This is a genomic window from Streptomyces sp. NPDC091387 (assembly GCF_044756945.1).
GTDB lineage: Bacteria > Actinomycetota > Actinomycetes > Streptomycetales > Streptomycetaceae > Streptomyces.
The window spans coordinates 140918-157422 of record NZ_JBIVTZ010000012.1; the positions used below are offsets into that span (position 1 = coordinate 140918).

A 16505-nucleotide genomic window follows, 5' to 3' on the forward strand; every position below is an offset into this window, starting at 1 on the left:
CTCCCTACGACCCCAGGATCGTGGTGAGGAACTCCCCCGTCCACGCCAGGAGTTCGCGGCCCACCACCGGCTTGCCGCCGATCCGGCCGGCCGTGGGGCGCGGGACCAGGATCTGGTGGAGGGCCGGCTTGATGATCGTCTTGGGGTGCAGGCGCTTCAGGCGGAGTTCCTGGGACTCGCGCAGCTCCACCGGGGCGAAGCGGATGTTCGAGCCCTGGAGGACGATGTCGCCGACACCGCAGGCGCGGGCCAGCATGCGCAGGCCGGCCACCAGGAGGAGGTTCTCGACCGGTTCCGGGAGCTTGCCGTAGCGGTCGGTGAGCTCCTCGCGGACCGCCCTGATGTCCTCCTCCGAGTTGGCCGAGGCCATGGAGCGGTACGCCTGGAGGCGGAGCCGCTCGCCGGGGGCGTAGTCGTGCGGGATGTGCGCGTCGACCGGGAGCTCGATCTTGACGTCCAGCGGCGGTTCCTCCTCCACGCCGCCTTCGAGGGAGGCCCGGTAGCCGGCGACCGCCTCGCCGACCATGCGGATGTACAGGTCGAAGCCGACGCCCGCGATGTGGCCGGACTGTTCGCCGCCCAGGAGGTTGCCCGCGCCGCGGATCTCCAGGTCCTTCATGGCCACGTACATGCCCGCGCCCATCTCGGTGTGCTGGGCGATCGTGGCGAGCCGCTCGTGGGCCGTCTCGGTGAGCGGCTTCTCCGGCGGGTAGAGGAAGTAGGCGTAACCGCGGTCGCGGCCACGGCCCACGCGGCCGCGCAGCTGGTGGAGCTGGGAGAGGCCGAAGTTGTCGCCGCGCTCCACGATCAGGGTGTTGGCGTTGGAGATGTCGATGCCGGACTCGACGATCGTCGTCGAGACCAGGACGTCGAACCTCTTCTCCCAGAAGTCCACCACCACCTGTTCCAGGGCCTGTTCGGACATCTGGCCGTGGGCGGTGGCGATCCGCGCCTCCGGGACGATCTCCCGCAGCCGGGCGGCGGCGCGGTCGATGGACTCGACGCGGTTGTGGATGTAGAACGCCTGGCCCTCGCGGAGCAGTTCACGGCGGATGGCCGCGCCGATCTGCTTCTCCTCGTACGGGCCGACGAAGGTGAGGACGGGGTGGCGCTCCTCGGGCGGGGTGGTGATCGTCGACATCTCGCGGATGCCGGTGACGGCCATTTCGAGCGTACGGGGGATGGGCGTCGCGGACATGGTGAGGACGTCCACGTTGGCGCGGAGCTTCTTCAGCTGCTCCTTGTGCTCGACGCCGAAGCGCTGTTCCTCGTCGACGATGACCAGGCCCAGGTCCTTGAACCGCGTCTCGGAGGAGAAGAGGCGGTGGGTGCCGATGACCAGGTCGACGGAGCCCTCGCGGAGCCCTTCGAGGGTCGCCTTGGAGTCGGACTCGGACTGGAAGCGGCTCAGCGCCCGCACGTTGACGGGGAACTGGGCGTACCGCTCGGAGAACGTGCCGAAGTGCTGCTGGACCAGGAGGGTCGTGGGGACGAGGACGGCGACCTGCTTGCCGTCCTGGACCGCCTTGAAGGCCGCGCGCACCGCGATCTCCGTCTTGCCGTAGCCGACGTCGCCGCAGATCAGCCGGTCCATGGGGACGGACTTCTCCATGTCCTCCTTGACCTCGGCGATGGTGGTGAGCTGGTCGGGCGTCTCCGCGTGCGGGAAGGCGTCCTCCAGTTCGCGCTGCCAGGGCGTGTCCGGGCCGAATACATGGCCGGGGGCCGCCATCCGGGCGGCGTAGAGCTTGATCAGGTCGCCGGCGATCTCCTTGACGGCCTTCTTGGCGCGCGCCTTCGTCTTGGTCCAGTCGGCGCCGCCGAGGCGGTGCAGGGTGGGTGCCTCGCCGCCGACGTACTTGGTGACCTGTTCCAGCTGGTCGGTCGGGATGTAGAGCCGGTCGCCGGGCTGGCCGCGCTTGGCGGGGGCGTACTCGACGAGGAGGTACTCGCGGGTGGCGCCCTGCACCGTGCGCTGCACCATCTCGATGTAGCGGCCCACGCCGTGCTGCTCGTGGACGATGTAGTCGCCCGTCTCCAGTGTCAGCGGGTCGATGCTCTTGCGGCGGCGGGCCGGCATCCGGCCCAGGTCCTTGATGGCGGTGCGCTGACCGGTCAGGTCCGTCTCGGTCAGGACGGCGAGCTTGAGTTCCGCGTCGACGAAGCCGTGGTCGATGGCGCCGCAGGAGACGTGGACCAGGGACGGCGAGATCTCCGCCAGGTTCTGGTCGAGACGGGCCGGGATGCCCTCGCCGCCCAGCACCTCGACGGTGCGGGAGGCGAGGCCCTGGCCCTCGGTGACGTACACCGTGCGCCAGCCGTCGGCCAGCCAGCCCTTGGTGTCGGCGAGCGCGCGGGCGGTGTCGCCGCGGTACGCCTCCGGGGCGTGCATCCGGAGCTTGAGGGTGTCCTCGTCGAGCTCCGCGTCGGCGGCGAACGGGGAGACCGACCACCACATCATCTCCAGCTCGCGGGCCCGGTCGCGGACGTCCGCGATGCCCCGCAGCGAGGCCGCGCCGACATCGATCGGGGCCACGCCGCCGCCCGCGGTGGCCGCCCACGACGCCTCCAGGAACTCCTGGCTGGTGGCGACCAGGTCCGCGGCCCGGGTCCGGACCCGCTCGGGGTCGCAGACCACGGCCATCGAGCCCCGGGGCAGCACGTCGATCAGCAGCTCCATGTCGTCGACGAGGACGGGTGCGAGGGACTCCATGCCCTCCACCGCGATGCCCTCGGCGATCTTGTTGAGGAGTTCGCCCAGCTCGGGGTGTTCCTCCGCGAGCGCGGCGGCCCGCTCGCGGACCTCGTCGGTCAGCAGCAGCTCGCGGCAGGGCGGCGCCCACAGCCCGTGGGCGGCGATCTCCAGGGACCGCTGGTCAGCGATCTTGAAGTAGCGGATCTCCTCGACGTCGTCGCCCCAGAACTCCACCCGAAGGGGGTGCTCCTCGGTCGGCGGGAAGACGTCCAGGATGCCGCCGCGCACCGCGAACTCGCCGCGCTTCTCGACCAGCTCGACCCGGGAGTACGCGGCTGCCGCGAGGGCCTCGACCGTCTCCCCGAGATCGGCGCTCTGCCCGATCCGCAGCGCCACGGGTTCCAGGTCGCCGAGCCCCTTGACCTGCGGCTGGAGCACGGAGCGGACCGGCGCGACGACGACGGAGACCGGCCCGGTCTCCGGGTCGTCCTGCCTCGGGTGCGCGAGACGGCGCAGCACGGCCAGGCGGCGGCCCACGGTGTCGGAGCGGGGCGAGAGCCGCTCGTGCGGCAGCGTCTCCCAGGACGGGAACTCCGCGACCGTGTCGGGCGGCAGCAGCGTGCGCAGCGCCGCCGCCAGGTCCTCGGCCTCGCGTCCGGTCGCGGTGACGGCGAGCACGGTCCGCCCGGCGTCCCTGGCCAGCGCCGCCACGGCGAAGGGCCTGGCGGCGGGCGGGCCGACCAGGTCGATGTGCGTCCGGTGGCCGTCTCCGGCGGCCTTCACCGCTTCGGACAGTGCCGGGTCACGTACGACGACATCCAGCAGACCGTGCAGGCTCATGAAGGGCTTCCGTCCGGGGGGGGTAACGAGGGTGGGGCCTGGCAGCCGGCTGCTGCCAGGGGGCAACGCGAAGGGCCCGACACGTCGTACGGGCCGGGGTCTCCAGCGTACGACTCCGGTCGGACAGCCGCTTCCGCAACGGACATCCGGGGCGGCGCAGGGACGCGATCCGGCCCCGGGGCGTTTGGAGGAACGCCCCGGGGCCGGAATCGCCAGTCTACGGTGAGCGCCCCCTCACCCGTCCGTGGCGGCCACGCTCCTGGTGCCGTCCGCGCGGGACCCGGGCCGTGCCCGGAAGTCGACGACCACCCGGCCGGGCTCGATCGCCACGAGGAGAACGGAGTCCAGCGCCACCGCCACCCGCTCCAGCAGATGCAGGGTCGGCAGGCACCGGCCGCGCTCCAGCCGGGATATCGCCGCCTGCGACATCCCGGCGAGTGCGGCGAGCCCGGCCTGTGTCATCCCGATCTCCTGGCGCCGGTCGCGCACCGCACGGCCGAAGCGCTCCTCCAACGCCGGCTCGCGGCGCCCGCTGCCCACCGTCCCCGTCAACCCCGCCCCCCGCTGCTGTCCGTGTGACCGAAACTACAAGAAGACCGTGGGCGCGAAGGCGTTCCGGGCCTCGCACAAGAAGCGCATCGACAAGGCGTTCCTGCACGACATGAATCGTGTCTGCGGGCGGACTTTCTGGGCCGACCCCTACACCAAGTCCCAGCGCAAGAAACTGAAGGCGGCCTGCAACAAGACCGCCAAGACCTACTACGACACCGTCCAGTCCTTCAAGTAGCGGACCGCTGACGCACCATTCCTCCCCAGGAGATAGCGCGCAGCCGGTGACCATTTCTGGCCACCGGCTGCGCGCTATCTCTTTCCGGCCCCGCGCCGGCCCTTCTCTATTCCGTCGCGATGGCGTTCAGGACGTTCATCCGGCCGGCCCGGAATGCCGGGACCAGAGCCGCGAACAGTCCGACGAAGGCCGAACCGACGAATACCGCGATGATGGTCGGCCAGGGGATTTCGAGGATCTTCATCCCCTCCAGCGCGAGCAGCTTGTGCGCCACCGCTCCCCAGCCCATTCCGAGGACGAGTCCGAGCAGCGCGCCGAAGACGGCGATCACAACGGATTCCAGCCGGATCATGCGACGGAGTTGCCGGCGGGAGAGGCCGATGGCGCGAATGAGGCCGATCTCCCGGGTGCGCTCCACCACCGAGAGCGCGAGGGTGTTCACCACGCCGAGCACCGCGACGATGATGGCCAGGGCGAGCAGCCCGTAGACGATCTTCAGCAGCTGACCGATCTGGTCCTTCAGCTCCTGCTTGAAATCGGTCTGGTCGAACACCTTGATGGTCGGGTCCGTGGCCACCGCGGCCTTGAGCGACTTGTACGCCTGGTCCTGCTGGTCCGGCGCCGCCTTCGCGAACACGATCGCGTCCAGAGGCATGCGGTCGGCCGGGACGTGGCGCGCCGCCGTGGTGATGTTCGTGTACATCGCCCCGCTGTCGAGGGCGGAGTCGTCGGAGGTGATGGCGGCGATCTTCAGCGTCGCTGTCGAGCCGTGCTCGAAGGCGACCTTCAGCCGGTCCCCGACCTTGGTCCCGTGGCGCTTCGCGAACTTCGAACCGACGGACATCGCGTCCTTGCCGTAGGCGGCGGAGAGCTCGCCCGACAGCGTGTCGCGCCTGAGATCCTGCGCGTACGTCGGATCGGCGGCGGTCAGGCCCACCTTCTCGGTGCCGCCTCCCGGCAGCGTCAGCTTGGCGCGCACCTCCTTGAGATGTGTGACGTGGGCCAGGTGGGGTGCGCCCTCGACCGCTGCGGAGGCCTGCCGGCTGACCGGCCTCCCGCTGTCGCCGCTGCCCACCTGCACGATGAAGTCGGCGCCCACCGACTTGTCCAGCTCGTCGGTGGCCGAGGCGACCATCGAGGAGCCCACCACCGAGAGGCAGGCCACCAGGGCCAGGCCGATCATCAGGGCGGCGCCGGTCGCCCCGGTGCGGCGCGGGTTGCGCAGGGCGTTGCGCTCCGCGAGCCGGCCGACCGGGCCGAACAGGCGCAGGACGACGACGCTGAGCGCCCGCACGACGACACTGGCGAGCAGCGGGCCGATCACGATGAAGCCGAGGAGGGTGAGGACCACGCCCAGGCCGAGGAAAAGCGAGCCCTCGCTCGCCTTGTCCGCCTGGGCCGTCGTCCACAGCGCGGCCACGCCGGCGCCGGTGAGGACCAGGCCGAGGCCGGCCCGGATCCAGCCCGACTTGGCGTCGGCCGGGGTGCCCGAGTCGCGCAGGGCGGCCATCGGGGAGACCTTGCCGGCCCGGCGGGCCGGGACGTAGGCGGCGAGGACGGTCACGATGATGCCGAGCGCGAGTCCGAGCACCGGAGTCGTCCAGGCGATGGTGAGGTCCTCGGTGGACAGCTCCATGCCCACGGCGCCCATGACCTTCATCAGGCCGACGGCGAGTCCGACCCCGGCGGCGACGCCGAGGACCGATCCGACGATGCCGAGGAGTACCGCCTCCAGCAGCACGGACCGGTTGACCTGCTTGCGGCTGGAGCCGATGGCCCGCATCAGGCCGATCTCGCGGGTGCGCTGGGCGACCAGCATCGAGAAGGTGTTGACGATGAGGAAGATGCCGACGAGGAAGGCGATCCCGGCGAAGCCGAGCATCGCGTACTTCATGACGTCGAGGAACGAGCCCATGGAGTCCTTGTTGGCGTCCGCGGCCTCCTTCTGGGTCTGGAGCTTGTACGCGGACGAGCCGTCGAGTGCGGTGGCGACGTTCCGCTTCAACTGTGCGTCGTCCACGCCCGGTTCGGCGGTGACGGAGATCTGGGTGAAGAGGTCGGGGGCGCCGAGCAGCTTCTGCTGGGCGGTGGCGGTGTCGAGGTAGACGATCGCCGCGCCGGGGTTGGTGACCTTGAAGGCGGCGATGCCGCTGATCCTGGCCCGGATGTCGCCGGTGACGGCGATGGTGCGCAGTTCGTCACCGAGCTTCAGGTGGTGCTTGTCCGCGGTGTCGGCGTCGACCATCACCTCGGTGGGACCCCGCGGTGCGTGGCCGGAGGTGATCTCCATCGAACGGAGTTCGTTCTGCGTCCAGTTGCCGGCGATCGTGGGGGCGCCGGTCTCGGAGCCCATGTTCTCGTTGTGGCGGTCGACGACGGTGACGGCCATGCTGGAGATGGCACCCTCGGCCCTCTTCACCCCGTCGGCCTTCTCGACCTGTGCGATGACGGAGGCGGGCAGCGACTCGGGCTTGCCGTTCTGGGGGTTGTCCTCGATCGTCGCGGCCTTCGGGCTGACGGTGACGTCGGCCGAGGTCGCGGCGAAGAGCTTGTCGAACGTGGTGTTCATCGTGTCGGTGAAGACGAGCGTGCCGCAGACGAACGCCACCGACAGCAGGACGGCGACGGCGGAGAGCGCCATGCGTCCCTTGTGCGCGAAGAAGTTGCGCATCGAGGTCTTCCAGACGGTCATGAGGTCCGCCCGCGTGCGTCGAAGTCCTTCATCCGGTCCAGCACCTGGTCCGCGGTCGGGTTGAGCATCTCGTCGACGATGCGCCCGTCCGCGAGGTACAGCACCCGGTCCGCGTAGGAGGCGGCGACCGGGTCGTGGGTGACCATGACGATGGTCTGGCCGAGGTCGTCGACGGACTTGCGCAGGAAGTCCAGCACTTCGGCGCCGGCCCGCGAGTCCAGGTTCCCGGTCGGCTCGTCGCCGAAGATGATCTCGGGCTGGGCGGCGAGCGCCCGCGCGACCGCGACCCGCTGCTGCTGGCCGCCGGAGAGCTCGGTCGGACGGTGCTTGAGCCGGTCGGAGAGGCCCACGGTCTCCACGACCTGCCGCAGCCAGGCGGCGTCCGGCTTGCGGCCGGCGATGTCCATCGGCAGCGTGATGTTCTCCAACGCGTTGAGCGTCGGCAGGAGGTTGAACGCCTGGAAGATGAACCCGATGCGGTCGCGGCGCAGTTGCGTCAGCTTCTTGTCCTTGAGACCGGTGATCTCGGTCTCGGCGAGGTGGATCTGACCGGACGTCACGGTGTCCAGCCCGGCCAGGCAGTGCATCAGCGTCGACTTGCCGGAGCCGGACGGGCCCATGATGGCCGTGAACTGCCCGCGTGCGATGTCCACATCGACGTGGTCGAGCGCGACGACCCGGGTCTCCCCCGTCCCGTATGACTTGACGACCTGCCGCGCTCGCGCAGCAACAGCCGTACGCCTTCCAGTGCCCCCGTGCCTGGGAATGGTCACAGCCGTTGTCACGGTCTCTCTCCTATGTCGGGCAGCGCCGAGTTGTCGCTGTCTGCTCGGAAGTCTGTCGGCTGGAGGGGTCCGGCGCGCTGGTGCCCAGCGCAGTCTTCCGGTGGGGTTTTCCCCACCCCGTCCCCTGCGGTCAGCCGCAATCGCGGTGTGTGAACCACGCTACGGAGAGGGCCCGGCCGGGCACCTCCTCCGCCGGGAGGAACGGCCCCTGGACAGAAGTAAGGAGCTCCCCCTAGGGGTCTCGGCCCCCGGGTGGAGGGCTCTCTGAGGGGCTTGGTCCCCCAGGCGCACGCGCCGGGTGGAGCGCCCCGCGCCCGGCGTCCGCCGCCGCTGCCCCCTGCCCCGGAAGAGCCGCAGGTGAGACAGTGTCCGAAATTACGTGCATGGGGAAGGAATCCTGGTGAGCGGCGCGAGCGGCGGTACGGAAGCGATATCGGGGTCGGGGCTCGGCCCCGCACCCTCCCCCGCGAAACCCCGCGGCCGAGGTCCCGTCGTCGCGGCCCTGATGCTCTGCATGGCGCTGTCCGCCATCGACGGCACCATCGTCTCCACCGCGATCCCGCAGATCGTCGGCGACCTGGGCGGGTTCTCCGTCTTCTCCTGGCTCTTCTCCGGCTACCTGCTGGCCGTGACCGTCACCCTGCCGGTGTACGGGAAACTCTCCGACACCTTCGGCCGCAAGCCGGTCCTGATCGCCGGCGTGATCCTCTTCCTGTTCGGCTCGGTACTCTGCGCCGCCGCCTGGAACATGGCCGCGCTGATCGCCTTCCGGGTCGTGCAGGGGATCGGCGGCGGCGCGCTCCAGGGCACCGTCCAGACCATCGCGGCGGACCTCTACCCGCTCAGGGAGCGCCCGAAGATCCAGGCGAAGCTGTCCACCGTCTGGGCCACGTCGGCGGTCACCGGACCGGTGCTCGGCGGGCTGTTCGCGGTGTACGCGGACTGGCGCTGGATCTTCCTGATCAACCTGCCGATCGGGGCGGTCGCCCTCTGGCTCGTCGCCCGCCACCTCCACGAGCCGTCCCGCGTCCGCCGCGCGGCCGGCGCCCCCCGTCCCCGGATCGACTGGGCGGGCTCCCTCGCCGTCTTCGCGACCGGCGCCCTGCTGCTGACCGCGCTCGTCCAGGGCGGGGTCGCCTGGCCCTGGCTGTCCGCGCCCTCCCTCGGGCTGCTGGCGGCGACCGCCGCGCTCGCCGCGCTGACCGTGTTCATCGAACGGCGCGCCGCGGAGCCGGTCATCCCCGGCTGGGTGTGGCGGCGGCGCACCATCGCCTCCGTCAACCTCGCCCTGGGCGCGATGGGTCTGCTGATGGTCGCGCCGACCGTCTTCCTGCCGACGTACGCGCAGTCGGTGCTGGGCCTCGGGCCGATCGCCGCCGGTTTCGTGCTGTCGGTGATGACGCTGAGCTGGCCGGTGTCGGCGGCGTTCTCCAACCGGGTCTACAACCGCATCGGCTTCCGCCGCACCGCGATCATCGGGATGTCCGGCGCGCTGCTGGTCCTGCTCGCCTTCCCGCTGCTGCCCTACCCGGGCCGGGCCTGGCAGCCCGCCCTGATCATGCTGCTGCTCGGCGCCGCGCTCGGGCTGTTCCAGCTCCCGCTGATCGTCGGCGTCCAGTCGACCGTCGGCTGGGCCGAACGCGGTACGACGACGGCCTCCGTGCTCTTCTGCCGCCAGCTGGGCCAGAGCATCGGCGCCGCGCTGTTCGGCGCCGTCGCCAACGGCGTCCTCGCCTCCCGGCTCGCCGACGCCCCCGTCCCTGGCCTGCCCGGCGATCTGGACTCCGTCTCGCACGCCCTGGACGACCCGGGGGCGCTGAGCGCGGCGGCGACGGACTATCTGCGGCGGGCCGTCGACGCCGCCGTCGACCGGGTCTACCTCGGGGCGGCCGCGGCCGCCGTCGTCGCCCTGCTGGTCCTGGTCTTCGTGGCCCCGCGCCGCTTCCCGATCCTGGCCGAGGAGCCCGACAGCGCTTCCGGGCCCGGATGAGCGGACAACTAGCCTTCACCTGAGTCGGGTTGGAGGCACTCCCTCTTCAGCCGCCGTGCGCGTGCGTACCGTCTGCGCTCCCAAAGAGGCGCCCCCACACTTATTTCCTGGGGTGCCGCTCCGGCTCCGATTCGCTTCCGTCTCGCCATCCTCGCCTGACGCTGCTCTGACCGAAGTCGGAGTGGCGTCAGCTGCGCTGGAAGGGGGAAACGACATGTCCAGAGACGACATGGACGATCCGAGTCACGCGGTGCCAGCAGAGGACGACGAAGAATTGGGGCAGGCCAAGCATCACGGTGTGGTGAACGTTGGCATGATCAGCGGCAGCTGAGTGGACGTTCCGGCTGAGCGTCTGGTTCATGACCGGTGGCACGGCCGTCATCCTGGGTGGTGGCGTCCTGGCGCTGGTGCACGCGGGGAACCCGGATCTCAGCTACCTGCCTCTTGTGACGAGCCTGACGGGTGCATTCATCACGGTCGGCGGTGGGGCGCCGGCGATTCACGCGCGGCGTGCCAGGACTCACGTCACAGAGCAGGCCGACCGGATGGACGTCGAGATCGACCTTGACCACAAGGTGGAGACCGCTACGACACGGCACCACCCGCTGACCCGTAGCGAGCCAACAGCCTTGGAGAGGCGGACTCTTCAGGGCTGCGGTGTGTTCAGAGTGCTCCGAGCGCTGTCAGCAGGAGCAGGTACAACGTCATCGACCCACCGAACGCGCCACCTCCGAAGAGGACAGCTGGGGCCCTTGGCGTGGAGTGCGTGTGCTTCAGCAGGCCGGCCAAGCTACCTCGCGTGGGAGGCGGGGAGACCGTCGAGGACATCGCCTACGACTTCGACATGACTCCGGAGCAGGTGGACGCGCTGTGCGAAGCAGTGGTGCACCTTGCGGCCCGAGTTCTTCCCCGACCGGAATTCGGGGCGTCACAACGTTCCTGCAGCCCGTCGCCTCTGGCAGGCCAAACGGCAGTGGGCTGTCAAGCATCCGAACAACGGTAGAGAATCAACTGCGGACCGGCGGTGCTATGTGGCGTCGGTCAGCTTCAGGCAGTGCAGGCGTTCGGCCTTCGGAGAGCCTCCGGCGGGAGACTGGCCGGTGATGATGAACAGCAGGTTCCCCACGCGGCTTGCCGCCAGAACCAGCTGCTTCTCGTCGGGAGTCACGGTCCAGCGGGCCTCGCCCGTGGTGAGGCTCAGCGCCCTGAGCGACTTGCCGGTCGGGCTGGTGACGAGCACCTTTCCGTACGGCGTCCCGCCATCGTTCTGGATGTTGCCAAATGTCTGGTGCCAACGGACCGTTCCGTCTTTCAGCCCGATGCCGGCCACGGAATATTCCTCACCCCTGCGAACCCACTCGACGAGTATGTCTCCGACGACCTGTGGGGGATTCCCCATGGAACTCGGTATGGCCTTCTGGTAGAGCTTCTTTCCCGAGTCGAGCGACCGTGCGCGGAGCAGATCGCGGTCGCTGCCCACGTACGCCACGAGGTTGCGCTCCGCGAGTACGGCCTCAGGGCGGGACGGATCGGACCAGCGCTCGGCGCCGTCGGCGATGTTGATCGCGAGCGTGACAGACGGTGTGTCACTGTCTCCGGTGCCGGTCGGCGTGACGAAGACGATTCCGCCACCGATGGTCAGCTCGCTCTCTTCGGTGGGCTGCTGCCAGATGACTCTCTTCTCGTCGACGCTGACCGCATACAGGTGCAGCGTGGCGCGGACCAGCAGGACCCGGCCAACGAGCACTGTCGTGATGGTTGTGTCGTCCAGGGGCACGGTCCACAGTTCGTCACCGTCGCCCGACGCGACCGCACAGGCCTTCCCCAGGTCCGTGACGTAGACGACGCCATCGGCGAAGGCAAGCGAGGACCCGCCCGCCGTAACGCCGCCGCCTTCCGGCCTGTCCATCTTGTAGTTCCATTTCGTGCGCCCGGTCGTGGCGTCCCGGGCGACCACCTCGCCGCCGGCCCGGGAGATATACACGGTGGTTCCCTGCGGATCAAGGTCTACGCCGAACGACTCCAGGTCACCGTTGGCATCCTTCACGGGCTTGAAGGCCCACAGGAGATTTCCGTTCCGGGCGTCCCGGACCTGGAATCCCCCGGAGCCATCACCACCCTTCCCCGGCAGATTCACCAGGACGACGGGACCGGCGGCCGCAACGGGCAATCCGGTTTTCGCAACGACGGGTACGTTCCACAGCCGACGGGGCGGCGAAGACTTCTCGTCCTCGCTTCCGCCGCCCGACCCGCCGTCGGCGCCTCCCCCGTCGCCGGAGTCCGGCAGTACGTACGGCACGACCACCGCCGTTGTCGGGACCACCACACCCACGGCGATGACCAGGAACTGACGACGGCTGGGGCGGCGCTGTACCTTCCGCATCTCCTCCGCCGGAACGGGTGGTAATACAGCAGACAGGTCCATCTCGGGCGACTGTGCAGGCGGTACGGCCGCCGTCGGCATTTCGCCGAGGCTCTCCCGTACTCCTCCGAGCCGCGCGGCCACCAGGGACGCCGAAAACGGCCTGTGGTCCGGAGATTTGGCGAGCAGTTCGAGTACCAGTCGGTCGAGTGAGGGAGTGATGTCCCGGCCGGCGGAGCCTTCGGCGTTGCTGCTGCCGCTGGGGGCGAGAGGTTCTTCCATCACGTGGGCGATGAGCTGTGCCAGCGCGTCACGTCCGCCGAACGGCGGCGCCCCAGTGATCAGTTCGTAGAGCAGACAGCCCAGCGAGTAGAGGTCCGACCGGTGGTCGACGGTCTTCCCCTGTGCCTGCTCGGGAGACATCCATGGCGCGCTGCCCATCACGGCATCGCTCCTGCTGAGCTTGCCAAGCCCCAGCTCCGGATGGAACCAGGCCAGTCCGAAATCCAGGACCTGGATGACGCCGTCCGGTCCGAGGATGACGTTGGAGGGCTTGATATCGCGGTGCACGACGCCGATCGCGTGCGCGGCCTCCAGGGCGACGCACACTTGGCGCGCCCACTCCACGGCACGGGCGGGGGCTGGGAGGCCGTCCTGCGCGAGGACCTTGTCGAGGGTGCGGCCTTCGACGAGTTCCATCACGACGTACGCGCAGTCGTCGCCGTCGGCACCCGCGCCCTCGTGCCCGAAGTCGTGGACGGTGACGACGTGCGGATTCCGGGAGAGTCCCGCAGCCGCGCGCGCCTCTCGCTCCAAGCGCGATACGGCCTCCGCGCTGACGCCGGGGCCGGCGATGACCTTGACCGCCACGGTCCGGTGCAGGGTGCGATCATGCGCGCGCCATACGACGCCCATGCCACCGGATCCAATGCGTTCCATCAACTCGTAGCGTGCGGCGATGACTTGGTTCACTGTCAGCTCCCCCGGCCTTACCCGCGCATCGGCTGCCCGGACTGCGACGCGAAGGAGTCGACGATACCGGCCTCGACCTGCGTGCGCTGAGGAGTCCGGGTGTTCGGGGCCTGGTGTGCCGAATTGGGTTCCCCGGACCCCTCGTCGGCACTTCGTCCTCAGGGCGAGCGCGTCAGCGGTTCCGCGTTCGGCCGCGTCGGCGTCCCCGTACGCGGAACTGCCCGGCTCCACCCCCACGAGGGGTGCGGAGCCGGGCAGTTGTCGTACTGCGGGAACGCGTGCCGGTGTCAGGCCTTGACCGCGACGGCCTCCGGCGAGGCGGCAGCGTCGGTCTCCTCGCCCGTGGCGCCGGACCCGCGCACGGCCGGGATGAAGGCCGAGATGGCCGCGGCGATGACGGCGACGGCGCAGCCGAACATCAGGCCGGTACGGAACCCGGCCTCCGAGGTGAGGGTGAAGCCACCCGCCTCTGTGGTCATCTGCGAGAGGACCGCACCGATCACGGCGGCGCCGATCGAGGTGCCGAGCGCGCGCATGAGGGTGTTGAACCCGTTGGCGGCGGCCGTCTCGGACGCCGGGACCGCGCTCATGATCAGGGCGGGCATCGCGCCGTAGGCGAGGCCGACGCCGCTGCTGCTGACCATGAGGAACAGCATCAGCCCCCAGGCGGAGCCCATCAGGAGGATGCCGAGGCCGTAGGCGGCGGCGATGACCAGCACACCGGAGATCAGCGTGAACTTCGGGCCGCGGGCGTCGGTGAGCTTTCCGCCGAACGGGGAGACGATCATCATCATGATGCCGCCGGGGGCCATCCACAGGCCCGCCGCGAGCATCGACTGCCCCAGGCCGTAGCCGGTGGCCTCGGGGAACTGCAGCAGCTGCGGCGCGATCAGCATTCCGGCGTACATGCCGAAACCGACGAAGAGCGACGCGAGGTTGGTGATGAGCACCCGGGGGCGGGCCGTGGTGCGCAGGTCGACCAGCGGGTCCTTGGTCCGCAGCTCCCAGAACCCCCAGCCGATCAGCACCACGACGGAGGCGGCGAACAGGCCGACCGTCGTCGAGGAGCCCCAGCCCCACTCGGCGCCCTTGGACACGGCGAGGAGCAGGCAGACCAGACCGACGGCGAGACCGAGGGCGCCGGGCACGTCGAAGCGCTGCCCCTTGGCACCGGCCGGGACGTCCGGAATCAGGAACCAGATCAGTGCGGCGATGGTGAGGGCCAGCACGGCGGAGCCCCAGAACAGCACCCGCCAGCTCGCGTACTGGGCGACCGCGGAGGCGATCGGCAGGCCGAGGGCGCCGCCGATGCCGAGGGAGGCGCTGACCAGGGCGATGGAGGAGCTCAGCTTCTCCTTCGGCACCACGTCACGCAGCAGGGCGATGCCGAGCGGCACCATGCCCATGCCCATGCCCTGCAGACCGCGTCCGATGATCATGGGGACGACGGTGGACGCGAGGGCGCACACCACGGAACCGACGAACAGCGGCACCGCGCACACGAGCAGCATCCGGCGCTTGCCCAGCAGGTCACCCAGCCGTCCGGAGACCGGCACGCACACGGCCGAGACCAGCAGGGTGACCGTGATCACCCAAGTGGCGTTGGAGGACGTCGTGTTGAGGAGCTGCGGCAGCTCCGCGATGAGCGGGGTGACCAGGGTCTGCATGACCGCCGCCACGGTGCCGGCGAAGGCGAGAGTCGCGACCACACCGCCCGTTCTGGCTGTCGGCTGGGGGGCATCCATGAGGTGGAACTCCTTGGGGTCGTCGTCTCGTGCGCCGAATAGCGATGTGCATCGTACATGCCTAATGTGTCATACACACCACATGGCTGATGCACGCCGCATGAGAGCATGGGCCGGCGTTCGGAAACCGACGCACGATCGCCCCCCGGAGCAGGAGCAGGAGGCCGCGGACATGTCCAGGCCCACGGACGAAGTGGAGTACGAGCAGATGCTGCTCGGGCGACACGACCTCGCCCATCACCGGGGCGGACGGCACAAGTACGCGCTCATGGACCGAAGCGCCTACATCCTGCTGAGCCGCATCCGGATCCAGGGCCCCATGTCCAACGGCGAACTCAGCGCCGCCTTCGGCCTCGACGCCTCCACCCTCAACCGGCAGACCGCCGCGGCGACCCGCGCCGGACTGGCCGAACGCATCCCCGACCCCGACGGCGGCATGGCCCGCAAATTCCGCATCACCGACCGGGGCGCCGCACTCCTCGACCAGGAACGCGAACGCGTCGTGCGCGCCCTGGACCAGGTCATGAACGACTGGCCGGAGGAGGACATCGCCACCTTCGCCGGCTACCTCAAACGCTTCAACAGCGGCATCGAGCAGCTCTCCAAGAAGCCCTGGCCGCGCCCCTGACGGGCCGGAGCGGGACCCCTCAGTCCTCCGCCGGGGTCACCCGACCGGTGAGCGCGGCCAGCGAACTACGTACATGCGCCATGTGCGCCTGCACCTCCTCGCGGCCCTCCTCGTGCTCCCGCAGCACCCGCTCCGTCTCCCGGACCACCCGCTCCTCACGCACCCGGGCGGCGGCGACCAGCTCCGCACCCCGCGCCTCCGCGTCCTCCTGGCCGTGCCGCGCGGCCTCCTCGGCCTCGGCCAGCGCCCGGCGCGCCTCGGCCAGAGCGGTCTCCGCCCGCCCGATCAGCTCCGTGTGCTCCGCGGACTGCGCCGACTCGGCGTCCGCGAGCTCCTGACCGGCCACCTTCCACCGCTCGGCGTGCTCCTGCTCCTGATGCGCCAGCACACTCGCGGTACGGCTGCGCGTCGCCTCCATCGCGGCGTCCGCCTCCTCGCGCACCGCCCCCGCCTCCTGCCGCGCCCCGGCCAGCGCCTCACCGGCCGCGCCCTCCGCCGCGGCCAGCGCACGCTCGGCATGGGCCACCGCGGCCGCCCGCATCGCCTCCGCGTCCGCACGGGCCGACTCGCGCAAGGCCCGCGCCGCCGCGTCCGCCGCGTCCCCCAAGGACTGCGCGTCCTCCAGCGCGGCACCCCGCACGGTCTCCGCCTCGCCCTCCGCGAGCGCCAGGATCTGCTGCGCCCGCTCCCCCAGCGACGCGTAGTCCTGCGGCGCCAGCACGGCGACGGCCTCGTCCAGCCGGGCCGACTCCGCGATCAGCGTCTCCACCAGCGCCGTCAGCCGCGCCACCTGCTCCTGGGCCCCGTCCCGCTCGGCGGACAGCTCGGCCACCTTGCGGTCCACCTGCTCCGGACGGTAACCCCGTCCGCGCACGCCCACGAAGCCGTGCGCGGGCACCGGTGCAGAACTCATCCTTGACGCCTCTTTCCGACTCTCCGACCCGACCCGAGCATCGAGCAATACGCCAAGGATGCGGCAATTGGCTGAGAAGTCGGAATCCTTTCGGCG

The 16505-nt window shown here is 70.2% G+C and carries 11 protein-coding genes; 4 read left to right on the forward strand and 7 right to left on the reverse strand.

Going from position 1 to position 16505, the window contains the following annotated elements; genetic code table 11:
• Window positions 1-4 precede the first annotated feature (4 nt).
• Window positions 5-3535 (reverse strand): transcription-repair coupling factor, encoded by a 3531-nt coding sequence (mfd, locus tag ACIQM0_RS25205; protein ID WP_401290469.1) that lies wholly within the window; start codon window positions 3533-3535, stop codon window positions 5-7.
• A gap of 234 nt (window positions 3536-3769) precedes the next feature.
• Window positions 3770-4087 carry a helix-turn-helix transcriptional regulator gene (locus ACIQM0_RS25210; RefSeq protein ID WP_401290472.1) on the reverse strand — a complete coding sequence of 106 codons (318 nt, stop codon included), beginning with the start codon at window positions 4085-4087 and terminating at the stop codon, window positions 3770-3772.
• 46 nt (window positions 4088-4133) lie between these two features.
• On the opposite strand from ACIQM0_RS25210, the gene ACIQM0_RS25215 reads away from it, so the two are divergent.
• Complete coding sequence (locus ACIQM0_RS25215) at window positions 4134-4322, forward strand: phospholipase A2 (protein ID WP_401290475.1); 189 nt, start codon at window positions 4134-4136, stop codon at window positions 4320-4322.
• A 106-nt stretch (window positions 4323-4428) separates the two neighbouring features.
• On the opposite strand, the gene ACIQM0_RS25220 is transcribed toward ACIQM0_RS25215, so the two are convergent.
• The gene (locus ACIQM0_RS25220) at window positions 4429-7014 is read right to left on the reverse strand and encodes an ABC transporter permease (protein ID WP_401290477.1); all 2586 of its coding nucleotides are present in this window, start codon (window positions 7012-7014) and stop codon (window positions 4429-4431) included.
• Window positions 7011-7799, reverse strand: a complete 789-nt coding sequence (locus ACIQM0_RS25225; RefSeq protein ID WP_401290481.1) for an ABC transporter ATP-binding protein — start codon at window positions 7797-7799, stop codon at window positions 7011-7013. Before ACIQM0_RS25225 ends, ACIQM0_RS25220 begins: the two co-directional genes overlap by 4 nt.
• 400 nt (window positions 7800-8199) lie before the next feature.
• On the opposite strand from ACIQM0_RS25225, the gene ACIQM0_RS25230 reads away from it, so the two are divergent.
• Both ACIQM0_RS25230 and ACIQM0_RS25235 read left to right on the forward strand, forming a co-directional pair.
• Window positions 8200-9789: an MDR family MFS transporter gene (locus tag ACIQM0_RS25230; RefSeq protein WP_401290484.1), complete on the forward strand. Its 1590-nt coding sequence runs from the start codon at window positions 8200-8202 to the stop codon at window positions 9787-9789.
• A 359-nt stretch (window positions 9790-10148) separates the two neighbouring features.
• Window positions 10149-10637 (forward strand): hypothetical protein, encoded by a 489-nt coding sequence (locus ACIQM0_RS25235; protein ID WP_401290487.1) that lies wholly within the window; start codon window positions 10149-10151, stop codon window positions 10635-10637.
• A gap of 179 nt (window positions 10638-10816) precedes the next feature.
• On the opposite strand, the gene ACIQM0_RS25240 is transcribed toward ACIQM0_RS25235, so the two are convergent.
• Both ACIQM0_RS25240 and ACIQM0_RS25245 read right to left on the reverse strand, forming a co-directional pair.
• A complete protein-coding gene (locus ACIQM0_RS25240; protein ID WP_401290490.1) occupies window positions 10817-13360 on the reverse strand; it encodes a protein kinase in 2544 nt (847 codons plus the stop codon).
• A 50-nt stretch (window positions 13361-13410) separates the two neighbouring features.
• Complete coding sequence (locus tag ACIQM0_RS25245) at window positions 13411-14868, reverse strand: MFS transporter (protein ID WP_401290493.1); 1458 nt, start codon at window positions 14866-14868, stop codon at window positions 13411-13413.
• Window positions 14869-15040: 172 nt separating this feature from the next.
• Between ACIQM0_RS25245 and ACIQM0_RS25250 the strand changes: the two genes are divergently transcribed.
• Complete coding sequence (locus ACIQM0_RS25250; protein WP_401290496.1) at window positions 15041-15496, forward strand: MarR family winged helix-turn-helix transcriptional regulator; 456 nt, start codon at window positions 15041-15043, stop codon at window positions 15494-15496.
• A 19-nt stretch (window positions 15497-15515) separates the two neighbouring features.
• On the opposite strand, the gene ACIQM0_RS25255 is transcribed toward ACIQM0_RS25250, so the two are convergent.
• Window positions 15516-16409 (reverse strand): cellulose-binding protein, encoded by an 894-nt coding sequence (locus tag ACIQM0_RS25255; protein ID WP_401290499.1) that lies wholly within the window; start codon window positions 16407-16409, stop codon window positions 15516-15518.
• Between the last annotated feature and the right edge of the window lie 96 nt (window positions 16410-16505).

Excerpts from the sequence above, each read along its gene's own strand:
- ACIQM0_RS25220 (WP_401290477.1), bottom strand. The coding sequence starts at position 7,014 with ATGACCGTCTGGAAGACCTCGATGCGCAACTTCTTCGCGCACAAGGGA.
- ACIQM0_RS25235 (WP_401290487.1), top strand. The coding sequence starts at position 10,149 with ATGACCGGTGGCACGGCCGTCATCCTGGGTGGTGGCGTCCTGGCGCTG.
- ACIQM0_RS25255 (WP_401290499.1), bottom strand. The coding sequence starts at position 16,409 with ATGAGTTCTGCACCGGTGCCCGCGCACGGCTTCGTGGGCGTGCGCGGA.
- mfd (WP_401290469.1), bottom strand. The coding sequence starts at position 3,535 with ATGAGCCTGCACGGTCTGCTGGATGTCGTCGTACGTGACCCGGCACTG.
- ACIQM0_RS25250 (WP_401290496.1), top strand. The coding sequence starts at position 15,041 with ATGTCCAGGCCCACGGACGAAGTGGAGTACGAGCAGATGCTGCTCGGG.
- ACIQM0_RS25245 (WP_401290493.1), bottom strand. The coding sequence starts at position 14,868 with ATGGATGCCCCCCAGCCGACAGCCAGAACGGGCGGTGTGGTCGCGACT.